13 protein-coding genes are annotated in these 14,168 nt (G+C 42.0%); 11 read left to right on the forward strand and 2 right to left on the reverse strand.

Annotated elements, in window-relative coordinates:
• Positions 1 to 8: 8 nt before the first annotated feature.
• The 4 genes from AB5935_RS12510 (at position 9) to fsa (ending at position 4,466) form a co-directional block, all read left to right on the forward strand.
• Complete coding sequence (locus tag AB5935_RS12510; protein WP_368327447.1) at positions 9 to 1,463, forward strand: ATP-binding cassette domain-containing protein; 1,455 nt, start codon at positions 9 to 11, stop codon at positions 1,461 to 1,463.
• Between the two features lie 22 nt (positions 1,464 to 1,485).
• Positions 1,486 to 2,592: an ABC transporter permease gene (locus AB5935_RS12515; protein ID WP_038609720.1), complete on the forward strand. Its 1,107-nt coding sequence runs from the start codon at positions 1,486 to 1,488 to the stop codon at positions 2,590 to 2,592.
• 12 nt (positions 2,593 to 2,604) lie between these two features.
• Positions 2,605 to 3,711, forward strand: coding sequence for an ABC transporter permease (locus tag AB5935_RS12520; RefSeq protein ID WP_007843048.1), 1,107 nt, complete (start codon positions 2,605 to 2,607; stop codon positions 3,709 to 3,711).
• Between the two features lie 98 nt (positions 3,712 to 3,809).
• Positions 3,810 to 4,466: a fructose-6-phosphate aldolase gene (gene fsa, locus AB5935_RS12525; protein WP_038609723.1), complete on the forward strand. Its 657-nt coding sequence runs from the start codon at positions 3,810 to 3,812 to the stop codon at positions 4,464 to 4,466.
• Positions 4,467 to 4,518: 52 nt separating this feature from the next.
• Here fsa and AB5935_RS12530 read toward each other — a convergent pair whose 3' ends face one another.
• On the reverse strand, positions 4,519 to 5,346 hold the full coding sequence (locus AB5935_RS12530; RefSeq protein WP_007843053.1) for a hypothetical protein: 828 nt from the start codon (positions 5,344 to 5,346) through the stop codon (positions 4,519 to 4,521).
• A 222-nt stretch (positions 5,347 to 5,568) separates the two neighbouring features.
• Positions 5,569 to 7,896, reverse strand: a complete 2,328-nt coding sequence (locus AB5935_RS12535) for a transglycosylase domain-containing protein (RefSeq protein WP_007851559.1) — start codon at positions 7,894 to 7,896, stop codon at positions 5,569 to 5,571.
• A 160-nt stretch (positions 7,897 to 8,056) separates the two neighbouring features.
• Between AB5935_RS12535 and pyrB the strand changes: the two genes are divergently transcribed.
• The 7 genes from pyrB to AB5935_RS12570 form a co-directional block, all read left to right on the forward strand.
• Complete coding sequence (gene pyrB, locus AB5935_RS12540; protein ID WP_007835325.1) at positions 8,057 to 8,998, forward strand: aspartate carbamoyltransferase; 942 nt, start codon at positions 8,057 to 8,059, stop codon at positions 8,996 to 8,998.
• A 9-nt stretch (positions 8,999 to 9,007) separates the two neighbouring features.
• The gene (pyrI, locus tag AB5935_RS12545; RefSeq protein WP_007835323.1) at positions 9,008 to 9,475 is read left to right on the forward strand and encodes an aspartate carbamoyltransferase regulatory subunit; all 468 of its coding nucleotides are present in this window, start codon (positions 9,008 to 9,010) and stop codon (positions 9,473 to 9,475) included.
• 5 nt (positions 9,476 to 9,480) lie between these two features.
• On the forward strand, positions 9,481 to 10,068 hold the full coding sequence (locus AB5935_RS12550) for a flavin reductase family protein (RefSeq protein ID WP_007835320.1): 588 nt from the start codon (positions 9,481 to 9,483) through the stop codon (positions 10,066 to 10,068).
• A gap of 9 nt (positions 10,069 to 10,077) precedes the next feature.
• Complete coding sequence (locus tag AB5935_RS12555) at positions 10,078 to 10,797, forward strand: porin family protein (RefSeq protein WP_007851556.1); 720 nt, start codon at positions 10,078 to 10,080, stop codon at positions 10,795 to 10,797.
• Between the two features lie 256 nt (positions 10,798 to 11,053).
• Positions 11,054 to 12,334: a serine hydroxymethyltransferase gene (gene glyA, locus AB5935_RS12560; RefSeq protein WP_007835317.1), complete on the forward strand. Its 1,281-nt coding sequence runs from the start codon at positions 11,054 to 11,056 to the stop codon at positions 12,332 to 12,334.
• A 200-nt stretch (positions 12,335 to 12,534) separates the two neighbouring features.
• The gene (locus AB5935_RS12565) at positions 12,535 to 13,878 is read left to right on the forward strand and encodes an MATE family efflux transporter (RefSeq protein ID WP_007835316.1); all 1,344 of its coding nucleotides are present in this window, start codon (positions 12,535 to 12,537) and stop codon (positions 13,876 to 13,878) included.
• Positions 13,879 to 13,926: 48 nt separating this feature from the next.
• A partial coding sequence (locus tag AB5935_RS12570) for a glycine zipper domain-containing protein (protein ID WP_410525537.1) occupies positions 13,927 to 14,168 on the forward strand: 242 nt, incomplete at its 3' end.

Raw genomic sequence — 14,168 nt, forward strand, 5'->3', positions numbered from 1 at the left:
ATAAGACAATGGATTATATCGTTTCTGTCAAAGGAGTTAGCAAAAGTTACGGTGAAGTTCAAGCCCTGAAAGATGTATGCTTTGAGGTGAAACCGGGAGAAATCTTCGGGCTTATCGGACCGGACGGTGCAGGAAAGACTACTCTTTTCCGCATTCTCACCACATTGGTGCTAGCCGATGAAGGGAAAGCGGAAGTCTGCGGGCAGGATGTGGTGAAGAATTACAAAGAGATACGCCGGCAGGCAGGATATATGCCGGGACGTTTTTCCTTATACCAGGATTTGTCCGTAGAAGAGAATCTCACTTTCTTTGCCACGCTTTTCAATACCACTATCCGGGAGAACTACGCATTGGTAAAGGATATCTACCAACAAATAGAACCTTTCAAACACCGGCGTGCCGGAAAACTATCCGGCGGCATGAAACAAAAACTGGCTCTGAGTTGTGCACTGATTCACAGGCCTTCCATTCTGTTCTTGGACGAACCTACCACCGGTGTGGACCCTGTATCCAGAAAGGAGTTCTGGGACATGCTGCTGAAATTGAAACAAGAAGGTCTTACCATCATTGCGGCAACGCCTTACCTGAACGAGATGAAATGCTGTGACCGTATTGCATTTATTCGTGAAGGAAAGATTCAAGGCATTGACACTCCGGACCGTATTCTTCAACAGTTCAGTTCGATCCTTTCTCCTGAAGGGCTGTCTTTTAATGAACCGCAAGTCACCGGACGATACGCCATAGAGGTAGAAGGCTTGACCAAACAATTCGGCAACTTCACTGCAGTGGACCATATCTCATTCAAAGTGAAACAGGGAGAGATTTTTGGTTTCCTAGGTGCTAATGGCGCCGGAAAAACAACAGCCATGCGCATGTTATGCGGTTTATCACAACCTACCGGGGGAAAAGGTACAGTAGCGGGCTTTGACATAGCCACGCAATACGAGCAGGTTAAAAAAAAGATCGGATATATGAGCCAGAAGTTCTCACTGTATGAAGATTTAAAAGTATGGGAAAACATCCGGCTATATGCAGGGATTTATGGAATGAGCGACAAGGAGATCGCTGAGAAAACAGACAAGGTGCTGGAACAATTAGGACTCTTGAATGAGAAAAACACATTGGTCCGGTCACTTCCCTTGGGATGGAAACAAAAGCTGGCTTTCTCGGTAGCTATTTTCCATGAGCCGAAGATCGTTTTTCTGGATGAACCGACAGGAGGGGTAGACCCTGCCACACGCCGGCAGTTCTGGGAATTGATTTATCAGGTGGCAGAACGGGGAATCACCGTCTTCGTTACCACCCACTATATGGATGAAGCGGAATACTGTAACCGGATTTCAATGATGGTGGATGGAAAAATCGAAGCGCTGGACACCCCACAACGGTTAAAAGAACGGTTCCATGCCCAAGATATGGATGAAGTATTCAGACAATTGGCACGCAAGGCCGTAAGAAGTTGAAAAAGAGATAGAGAAAAAGAGAATGAAACAATTTATATCATTTGTGCGAAAAGAATTCTATCACATTTTCCGGGACCGCCGGACGATGCTGATATTACTAGGTATGCCTGTCGTACAAATTATTCTTTTCGGTTTTGCCATCACCACCGAAGTAAAGAATGTAAAAGTAGCCGTGCTAGATTTCTCAAAAGATGTATCCACCCGGCAAATCATCGACAAACTGGATGCCAGTGACTATTTCAATGTCAACAAGATGCTATATGACAACGACGAGATAGAGGAAACACTCCGGAAAAGCAGTTCAGACCTGGTCATTGTGTTTGAGGCCGGTTTCGATAACAATCTGCGGCATACCGGTAAAGCCCGAGTACAACTGATAGCCGATGCCACCGATCCCAACAATGCTACCATACTGACCTCTTACGCATCCAATATTATTGCAGATTATCAGCAAAGCCGGATCATGCAACAACAATCACCCATACAGATTATCCCCCAAATAAAGTTATTGTACAATCCGGGTATGCAAAGTGCCTACAATTTTGTGCCGGGAGTAATGGGATTGATTTTAATGTTGATATGCGCCATGATGACTTCCATCTCTATTGTCCGTGAAAAAGAAACCGGTACGATGGAAGTATTGCTGGTATCTCCCGTACGTCCGCTATGGATGATTATAGCCAAAATGGTACCTTACTTTGTGCTGTCATGCGTCAATCTGGTCACAATTCTGCTGCTGTCTGTTTATGTATTACATGTTCCGGTAGCAGGCAGTCTTTTTTCGTTGGCTTTGCTCTCATGGATCTTCATCGTAGTATCTCTGCTGTTGGGATTATTGGTTTCCACTATCGCCCGTACCCAAGTGGAAGCCATGCTGTTTTCGGGAATGGTACTGATGATGCCTACCGTTCTACTTTCCGGCATGATATTCCCCATCGAGAATATGCCTCTTCCTTTACAGCTGATTTCAAATGTCATCCCTGCCAGATGGTATATTGTCGGAATCAAGAAAATCATGATTGAAGGATTGAGTATCAGTTATGCACAGGGAGAAATGGGTATACTTATGCTGATGGCTGTTATCCTTTTACTCATCAGCCTAAAAAAGTTTAACAAACGATTAGAATAAGTTCCGGAAGATATGATAAAGTATTTATTAGAAAAAGAATTCAAGCAACTGCTGCGCAACCCGATGCTTCCGCGGATACTGCTCGTATTTCCCTGCATCATCCTGCTGGTGTTGCCTTGGGCCGCAAACTTTGAAATCAAGAATATGAATCTCAGCGTAGTGGATAATGACCGCAGTCCCTATTCCACCCGACTGGTTCAGAAGGTGGGAGCTTCCGAATATTTTCATCTGGTAGATGTTTCAAACAGTTACCAGGAAGCGATGCAATGCATTGAAAAAGGAGATGCTGACCTCATTTTGGAAATCCCGCCACACTTCGAACGCGATTTGCTGAAAACCGGTGTAGCAAAAGTACTGGTTTCAGCCAACACCGTAAACGGAACGAAAGGAACTTTAGGAAGTTCCTACCTCAGTAATATAGTGAATGCCTATGCCACTGAAATCCGGGCTTCCCATTCCGGCTCTATTTCTCCCTCCCCGGTGATAAACATAGATACCCAAGGACGTTTCAACCCCTATCTGGATTATAAGGTATTTATGGTTCCGGCACTGATGGCACAATTGTTGATGATGTTATGCGGCTTTCTGCCTGCTCTTAATATTGTGAGTGAAAAAGAATTCGGAACCATCGAACAAATCAATGTGACTCCTGTAAGCAAATTCACTTTCATTCTGGCCAAGCTGATTCCTTACTGGATAGCCGGCATACTGATCCTCACAATCGGTATCATTCTGGCATGGTTAGTTTATGGTCTGGTTCCGGCCGGTCATTTATGGCTGCTTTATTTCTTTGCATTATTATTCATTATCGTTATCTCGGGCATGGGGCTGGTAGTTTCCAACTATTCCCAAACCATGCAGCAGGCCATGTTTGTCATGTTTTTCTTTGTGATTATCATCATGCTGATGAGCGGGTTGTTTACTCCCATCAACAGTATGCCCGAATGGGCACAAACCATAACCATTGCCAATCCTTTGAAGTACTTCATACAGGTAACACGTATGGTTTACCTGAAAGGAAGCGGATTCAGTGACCTGATTATGCAATTTATCGCCTTGTTCCTTATGGCCATCGCTTTGAACGGTTGGGCGGTATTCAGCTACAAAAAGAATTCATAACAGATAAATCGGAACATTTACTTGTTTATCATTGTTAATATCAGTAGCTTAGCAATCTGTTGCTAACCTGATTTTTAATTATCAAAAAGAAAAAAGTTATGAAATTCTTTATTGACACAGCCAACCTGGCACAAATCCGCGAAGCAAATGCATTGGGCGTACTGGATGGTGTAACCACAAATCCGTCTTTAATGGCCAAAGAAGGCATTAAAGGAGTTGAGAACCAACATAAGCATTACATTGAAATATGTAATATAGTGGATGGAGATGTCAGTGCCGAAGTGATTGCTACCGATTATGAAGGAATGATTCGTGAAGGCGAAGAACTTGCCGCCCTTAACCCACACATTGTAGTAAAAGTTCCTTGTATTGAGGACGGCATCAAAGCTATCAAATATTTCAGTAATAAAGGAATCCACACTAATTGTACACTGGTTTTCTCTGCCGGACAGGCATTACTTGCGGCAAAGGCGGGGGCTACCTATGTATCTCCATTTGTCGGCAGACTGGATGATATTTGTAATGACGGTGTAGGACTGGTTGCACAAATTGTAGAATTGTACCAAACTTATGACTACAAGACACAAGTTCTTGCCGCCTCCATCCGAAACACCTTACATATATTACAATGTGCGGAAGTGGGAGCAGATGTAGTAACCTGCCCGTTATCCGCCATTAAAGGCCTTCTAAACCATCCATTGACAGATATAGGATTAGAAAAATTCCTGGCCGATTATAAAAAGGTAAACGGATAATAAAAAACGTTCCCTCGCCAATCCAAAGGTGGGGGAATTTGTTTTCCAGACATTATTTAAATTTCAAATATCCTATGCGAGTATATTTAATTCCTTTACTCTCATAATGAGAAAGGACTTTGGCCGATTTAATATATAGACTTTCATGAGGATTGATTTTCTTTGTATAGCAGCTCAGCATCTCCGGTGACATACTGGAAGCAGCTGCCTTTATGATAAAAGTATAACGATTACCATCAGCATCAGCAGCAAGTACACTCTGATCTACATAGTATCCAGTCGTTTTATAAGCATCTAGTTGTAATCTTGTCCCCAGGACTTCCAGATGTAAATCGGTCAGCCTTTCTCCCGGCTGACCGATAAAACGACTCCCAGCCGGCAAATGATGTTTTCTGATGACCGTTTCATAATGAACTGTGGCAAAAGCCTTTGCCAATACTGCTAACTTTTTGTCTCTGGGGTTACGGGCTTCAAACTTATGTGCCAACCAAAGCACATAGTTAGGATCAATATAATATACTTCCGCCAACCTTTTTCCACGATACTTCCCAAATGCAACTATATCTTCGGACAGACCATAATAAGGTTCAAAGAAAGTGTTATCCTTCACTTTCAGCAGGACATTGCAATTCTGCAAATACTGAAAAGCACGCTCTGCCGCATCATTAAATGTAACTGCCAACGACTGAATAAACAGAGGAGAGTAAGTATTATCCGGAAATATACGCCATAAAGCATAATACGAACGATAAGGAGTGGAAACACTGATTGCATAAAATCCCGCATCTTCTCTACGGCCTTTATTGAAGTTGTCTATCTTTTGAAAAACTCTCTCGGCCATAACGCTAGTGATCTGATATAGGGTTACATCTCTATCCATAGTTACCTCCTATCTTTATAAGGTAAAGATTTTCTTTTCGTAAATATAGCATTTTTCGATGAAAGGACAAGGGTTTTCACCATTTTTACATAAATTATTTTCTATAATATAAACTGCCGTGTGAACAGGAAAAGTAATAGTTCATAAAAGTATATATAGAAAAAAGTCTGCTTGCTTTCCTTCTTGCAAACAGACTTTGTACTTATAAATCTAATCTTCTAATTACTCAAATATATTGTCCAATCCTCCGGTTTCTTCTACCGAAGTTTCATCTATCAAAGTATCCTTGCAAGGATCAAAGTCATCAGGAATATTGAATTTCTCGTCCTGAGAGTATCCCAAGCTCTTGTCCTTATAGACTTTCTGCATATAAAGCCCCCAGATAGGAAGTGCCATAGCAGCCCCCTGCCCGTCCACCATCGTATCAAAGTGAATATCACGCTCTTCACCACCTACCCATACACCGGATACCAATGAAGGGGTGAATCCCATGAACCAACCGTCAGAATTACGGTTGGTTGTACCTGTCTTTCCTCCCATATCGGCAGTAATACCATATAGACGGCGTACACGCCCACCCGTACCTTCATTGATGACCGCACGCAGCATGACCAACATTTTATAAGCACTTGTTTCACTAATCACCTCATCCATTTGTGGAGTGAAATTCGCCAACACATTTCCTTCATTATCCTCAATACGGGTTACAAAAACAGGCGCTGTACGAATACCCCGATTAGCAAATGCCGAATAAGCACTGACCATTTCTCCTACAGAAATCTCACAAGGGCCTAAACAAAGTGAAACCACCGGATCTATCTGTTTATTTTGTACACCAAATGAATGAATCAGACGAACTAGCTGATAAGGATTCAGTTTCCCCATCAAATAAGCCGTTACCCAGTTATCAGAATTTGCCAAGCCCCATTTGATGGTAACCATCTCTCCGTAACGCTTCTTGCTGGCATTACGCGGTGACCATGGACGGCCATTTTCATCTATCAAGGTCTGCTCTACATGGCGCACCTGGTCACAGGGAGAAAAACCGTTCTCCATAGCTAAAGTATATACATAAGGTTTAATAGTAGAACCCACCTGGCGACGGCCTACCATCGCCATATCATACTGGAAATAATTATAGTTGGGTCCTCCCACATATGCTTTTACATGACCGGTCAACGGATCCATAGACATGAATCCCGCTCTAAGGAAGAACTTATAGTATTTCAAAGAATCCATCGGAGTCATAATGGTATCCTTTTCCCCCTCGTATGAGAATACGGACATTTCATATTTAGTATTGAACGCTTTCTTTATTTCTGCTTCCGAACACCCTGCCTCTTTCATGATACGATAACGGTCAGTCTGCTTCATGGCCCTGGTCATGATAGAATTCACTTCTGCCTCTGTCAGCTGATTCGTAAACGGAGCCGTTTTCTTTTTCCGTTTTTCCTTGAAGAAGCGGGGTTGCAAATACTGCGCCACATGTTCGTAAACAGCTTCCTCAGCATATTTTTGCATACGTGAGTCGATAGTGGTATAAATCTTCAGACCATCCGTATAGATATTATAATTAGTACCATCTTTCTTCTTGTTTTTAGCACACCAACCGAAAAGAGGATTTGTCTTCCAAGCCAATGAATCCTCATAATATTTCTGCATCTGCCATCCGCGGTAGTCACTTTTCTTCGGTTCTTTAGCCGTCATCACTCCACGCAGATATTCACGGAAGTAAGTAGCCAGTCCTTCCTTATGATCTACACGACGATATTTCAAGACCAATGGCAATGCCTTTAATGAATCAGCTTCCGCATCAGTCAGGTAACCTGCTTTGCGCATCTGGTCAAGAACGACATTCCGGCGTCCGCGTGAACGTTCATTAAAACGTTTCGGATTATAAAGTGAAGGATTCTTACACATACCTACCAAGGTAGCCGCTTCCTCAATGTTCAGGTCTTTCGGCTCTTTTGAAAAATATGTATTGGCAGCTGTCTTGATACCGACTGCATTATTCAGAAAATCAAATTTATTAAGATACATGGTCAGAATCTCTTCTTTTGTATAATAACGTTCCAACTGAACAGCAATCACCCATTCGATAGGTTTCTGCAACAAACGCTCCATCACATTATCCGCCGTAGGTGAATAGAACTGCTTTGCCAACTGCTGAGTGATGGTGCTACCCCCACCGGCATTCTTCTGCATCATCACCCCCCGTTTCACCAAAGCGCGGATAAACGCACGGGCGTCAATGCCGGAATGTTCTGCAAAACGTTCATCTTCGGTAGCAATCAGTGCATGAATCAGATTCGGTGAAAGCTGGTCATAACCCACAAATACGCGGTTCTCCTTACTAAGTGACCAAGTGCCCAGCATCTTGCCATCATCGGATATAATCTCGGTTGCAAACTTTAAATTCGGATTTTCCAACTCTTCAATGGGGGGTACATATCCAATCCATCCTTTTGCTATCGCGGTGAATATGAACGCTATAACCAACAGTATGCCGACTACAAGAGCCCAAAGCACATATATAAATTTCTTCCTCATGACGTTTTCTAGTAATTAACGATGCAAAAGTAAGGAAAAACTTTGAGATAGAATGTGTTTCTAACAAAGTTCAACGAAATATCTTTTAAATCTTCGCTCATTTATTTTTTTTTCATACCTTTACACTCCGTATAAGTTGTAATTATAAATACAAGCCAAAATGGAAAATAGAAGTTTAGTTACTATTGCCGAACACTCGAAAGAGAAAATCCTCTACCTCCTGGAGATGGCAAAAGAGTTTGAAAAGAAGCCTAACCGTAAAATTTTGGATGGCAGAGTAGTCGCCACTCTTTTCTTCGAACCCTCCACCCGTACACGACTCAGTTTTGAAACCGCAGCAAACAGATTGGGAGCACGCGTCATTGGATTTACCGATCCTAAAGTGACCAGTTCCTCAAAAGGAGAAACATTGAAAGATACGATCATGATGGTAAGCAATTACGCTGACATTATTGTAATGCGCCATTTTTTGGAAGGTGCTGCAAGATATGCCAGTGAAGTTGCCCCGGTACCTATAGTCAATGCCGGAGACGGAGCTAATCAACATCCGTCACAAACTATGCTAGACCTCTACTCCATATACAAAACACAGGGAACGCTTGAGAATCTGAACATTTATTTGGTAGGCGACTTGAAATACGGACGCACCGTCCATTCTCTGCTGATGGCTATGCGTCACTTCAATCCCACTTTCCACTTCATTGCTCCTGAAGAGCTGAAAATGCCGGAAGAATATAAAATATACTGCAAGGAGCACAATATTAAATACAAAGAATATACAGACTTTAACGAAGAAACGATCGCAGATGCCGATATTCTTTACATGACCCGTGTACAGCGCGAACGTTTCACCGACCTGATGGAATATGAACGTGTAAAAGATGTATATATATTAAGGAATAAGATGCTGGAGCATACCCGCCCCAATCTGCGTATCCTGCACCCTCTGCCCCGCGTCAACGAAATAGCTTACGATGTGGATGAGAATCCGAAAGCTTACTATTTCCAGCAGGCACAAAACGGACTTTATGCGCGCCAGGCCATCCTTTGTGATGTATTGGGCATAACCTTGGACGATGTTATAGAAGATGCAAAAAAGTAAAAAACAAAAATGAAGATGAGCGATAATAAACAAGCATTGCAGGTAGCCGCTTTGAAAAACGGCACTGTTATAGACCATATACCTTCCGATAAATTGTTTACTGTAGTCGCCCTATTGGGATTACAGGATTCAGACTCTAACATAACCATCGGAAACAACTTCGAGAGCAAAAAGCTAGGTAAAAAAGGAATTATCAAGGTGGCCGACCGCTTTTTTACTGATGAGGAAATAAGCCGCCTTTCCGTAGTAGCCCCGAATGTGAAACTGAACATTATCCGTGACTATGAGGTGGTAGAAAAGAAACAAGTCCTGATGCCTCAGGAATTACGTGGCATTGTAAAATGTGCCAATCCCAAGTGTATCACCAATAATGAACCGATGATCACTTTATTCCATGTAATCGACAAGGAACACGGCATCTTAAAATGCCACTATTGCGAGAAGGAACAAAGCAAGGAAGGTATTAAGCTGATTTAATCATTATGAAACAAGACTGGAAACCGGGAACAATGATTTATCCCCTTCCGGCCCTATTGGTCAGTTGTGGGAGTACAGAAGAAGAATATAACATTATCACAGTGGCATGGGCAGGTACTATTTGTACCAACCCCGCCATGTGTTATATATCCGTACGTCCGGAGCGTCATTCCTATCCCATCTTGAAACGAAACATGGAATTCGTCATCAATCTTACAACTAAAGAGATGGCATTTGCCACCGACTGGTGCGGAGTGCGTTCAGGCAAAGATTATAATAAATTCGAAGAAATGAAGCTGACTCCGGGAAAAGCGAAAATAGTCAATGCTCCTATTATTGAGGAATCTCCACTCTGTATAGAATGTAGGGTAAAAGAAATTATCTCACTAGGATCTCATGATATGTTTATTGCCGATGTGGTAAATGTGAAAGCTGATGACAAATACCTGAACGGAGAAACAGGAAAATTCGAATTATCCCAAGCTAATCCGCTGGTATATGTTCATGGCGGCTATTTTGAGCTGGGACCGAAAATCGGAAAGTTCGGCTGGTCTGTAGAAAAGAACAGGATGCGGACCAAAGAAAAAGCCTAAAGACACCTCATGAAGAAACTCCTTTTATTGATCGCTTTATTGCTCCTCACCTTATCCGTTCCGGTACGAGGAGAGAAGAAAGGTTTGCAAGAAGAGCCTAAAATCAATGTGGGAATAAAAGGAGGCTTCAATTCTTCCATGTACTTTACCAGCAGGCTGGAGTTAGACGGAGAACGTATGGAAGATGTGCAAAATAATTATAAGGTAGGCTATTTCGCCGCCCTATTTTTCCGGGTACACATGAAAAGACACTTCATCCAACCCGAAATTATGTATAATGTCTATAAAGGTGAAATAGCTTTCAATAAGAATCAGAATAATGAAAATACCCTTCCCGAATTTGCCAAACTGAACAGCACAATTCATTCTTTGGAATTACCTATACTATATGGCTATAGTTTCGTAAAAAGCCGTCCTTACGGCATGGCACTTTTTATCGGCCCCAAATTAGAATATGTATGGAAACATAAGACTGATGAAGAGTTTGAAGGGTTCGGGCATTCCGGCATAAAAGAAGAATTACGCCCTATCAATATAAGTTCCGTTATCGGATTAGGCGTGAATATTGCAAATATATTCTTCGATTTCCGGTATGAAATCGGACTAACCAATATATCCAAATCAATCACTTACGAAAAGAATATAGATGGAGTCATATTTCAGGAAAAAGGTATCTTCATCAATCGTCATCGCAATGTATTAAGTTTCTCTCTAGGAGTTATTTTTTAAGCAGTCATACTCCTCCGTAAGAATTCCGACATCTATCATAATATTACATTCTGAAGAGTTTTCCACCAAAGAATAGAACTGAGGATCAACTATTTCCGGCATTTGACTTCCTATGAAACGACAAAAAGAAAGTCACACGTGTTTTTTCTGTAATTCCACTAAAGATTTTCTTCTAAATAATTTCCTTATATTCTAAAATTACTTAACTTTGTGAACTCAGAATCGAATATCGCACATAAACTTATTATAAAAAGAAATGAAAAGAGACGATTTGATTTTCGACATTATCGAAAAAGAGCATCAACGCCAGCTCAAAGGTATCGAGCTGATCGCATCCGAAAACTTTGTTAGTGACCAAGTAATGCAAGCTATGGGTTCTTGCCTTACCAACAAGTATGCTGAAGGGTATCCCGGCAAGCGCTACTATGGCGGTTGCGAAGTGGTAGACCAGAGCGAACAAATCGCTATCGACAGACTGAAACAAATCTTCGGCGCAGAATGGGCTAACGTACAACCTCACTCAGGAGCACAGGCTAATGCTGCCGTATTCTTGGCCGTTTTAAATCCGGGTGATAAATTCATGGGATTAAATCTGGCTCATGGTGGCCACCTGTCACATGGTTCATTGGTTAACACATCCGGCATTATCTATACTCCATGTGAATACAATCTGAACAAGGAAACAGGACGTGTGGATTACGACCAGATGGAAGAAATCGCATTACGTGAAAAACCGAAAATGATTATTGGTGGCGGTTCAGCATATTCTCGTGAATGGGACTACAAACGTATGCGCGAAATCGCAGATAAAATAGGAGCTATCCTGATGATCGATATGGCTCATCCTGCAGGTCTGATTGCTGCCGGACTGCTGGATAATCCGGTTAAATACGCTCATATCGTTACTTCAACAACGCATAAGACCCTTCGCGGTCCTCGTGGCGGTGTTATCATGATGGGCAAAGATTTCCCTAATCCATGGGGCAAGAAAACTCCGAAAGGCGAAATCAAGATGATGTCACAACTTTTGGATTCTGCTGTATTCCCTGGTATACAAGGTGGTCCGTTGGAACATGTCATTGCAGCCAAAGCTGTTGCATTCGGTGAATGTTTACAGCCGGAATACAAAGAATATCAAACACAAGTAAAAAAGAATGCAGCCGTATTGGCACAGGCTCTGATTGACCGTGGTTTTACGATCGTTTCTGGTGGTACAGACAACCACTCCATGCTGGTAGACCTTCGCACCAAATACCCTGATCTGACAGGCAAAGTAGCAGAAAAAGCATTGGTTGCTGCTGATATCACTGTAAACAAGAATATGGTCCCATTTGACAGCCGTTCTGCTTTCCAAACTTCAGGTATCCGTTTGGGAACTCCTGCCATCACAACTCGTGGCGCAAAAGAAGACTTGATGTTGGAAATCGCCGAAATGATTGAAACTGTTCTTTCAAACGTAGACAATGAAGAAGTGATTGCACAAGTTCGTGCACGCGTAAACGAAACAATGAAGAAATATCCTATTTTCGCTTACTAATTAACGACTTCTATCAATATACTCATAAAAAACTTTGGAGTTTTTTGAAAAAGCTTTATCCTTCTTCAAGAACTTCAAAGTTTTTTTATGAAACATCCAGACCATTTAAAAAGAGTAATAGAAAAGTATTTTTATCAGCAGTCCCCACAGAAATCAGTATAAATTTCTACCTTTGCAGACAATTTATCCGTTAATGACGAATGAAAGGAACTAAGAATCTGACTCAAGGCCCTATCCTGAAGCAATTGTTTACTTTGGCAATGCCCATTATGGCCACTTCATTCATACAGATGGCATATAGCCTGACCGACATGGCCTGGGTAGGAAGAATAGGAAGTGAGGCAATAGCCGCTGTAGGTTCAGTGGGTATTCTTACATGGATGTCCACATCTATCTCCCTGCTGAACAAAGTTGGTTCGGAAGTCAGCGTAGGACAAGCCATCGGGGCACAAAACGAACAAGCTACCCGTGCGTTCGCATCACATAATCTTACCTTGTCCTTACTTATATCATTAAGCTGGGGAGCATTGTTATTTATCTTTGCCACCCCTATTATCAGTATCTATGAACTGGAACCTCATATAGCCAAGATGGCTGTGGAATATCTACGGATTATAGCAACTGCCTTTCCATTCGTCTTTTTATCAGCTGCCTTTACAGGGATATTCAATGCCGCCGGACGAAGCAAAATACCTTTTTCCATTAACGGTATCGGACTGATTACAAATATGATACTAGATCCTCTTTTTATCTTTGGTTTAAACTGGGGAACTACGGGAGCCGCAATTGCCACTTGGCTGGCCGAAGCTACGGTATGCATACTGTTTATCTATCAATTGAAACAAAAGAAAATATTATGGGATGACTTTCGGTTATTTACTACACTAAAAAAACAATATACACACCACATCTTGAAAATAGGATTACCAGTAGCGGTACTCAATACATTATTCGCTTTCGTCAATATGTTTCTCGGAAGGACCGCAACAGAGCAAGGTGGTCATTTAGGGCTGATGGCACTCACTACCGGAGGACAAATCGAAGCTATCACCTGGAACACCTCCCAAGGATTTTCTACAGCTCTCAGTGCTTTTGTAGCTCAGAACTATGCAGCACGGCAAATCTCCCGTGTACTGAAAGCCTATCGCACCACTTTATGGATGACATTTATATTCGGATCTTTCTGCACATTTCTTTTTATATGTTACGGAAACGAAATATTTTCTATCTTTGTTCCTGAAAAAGCGGCGTATGAAACCGGTGGCGTATTTCTACGTATCGACGGATACTCGCAACTATTTATGATGCTGGAAATTACCATACAGGGCGTTTTTTATGGAATGGGGCGCACCATGCCTCCTGCCGTAATCAGTGTCACCTGTAACTATCTGCGCATCCCGATGGCATTATTGTTTGTATCATGGGGCTGGGGTTTGCCGGGTATTTGGTGGAGCATAAGCATCACTAGCACTATGAAAGGAATTATTTGTCTGATCTGGTTTATACTTATCAAGAAGAAAGCTTTAAATTATCAGGCTGTTTAATGAACAATTTTTGCATTAAGTCATTAATATATTAAAATGAACATGATTATGAAAAAGACTAAAATTATGGCTTTATTACTGAGTGCAACACTAGTATTCAGTGGATGTGGTAACATGAATAATACCGCTAAAGGCGGTCTGATCGGTGGCGGTGGTGGCGCAGCTTTGGGAGCAATTATCGGCGGAATAGCCGGACATGGTAAAGGTGCGGCTATTGGTGCGGCAGTAGGTGCGGCAGTAGGTACAGGCGCCGGCGTGTTAATTGGAAAAAAAATGGATAAAGCGGCAGA

The sequence above is a fragment of the Phocaeicola sp. RTP21198st1_B8_RTP21198_201120 genome, from assembly GCF_040929485.1.
Taxonomy (GTDB): Bacteria; Bacteroidota; Bacteroidia; order Bacteroidales; family Bacteroidaceae; genus Phocaeicola; species Phocaeicola dorei.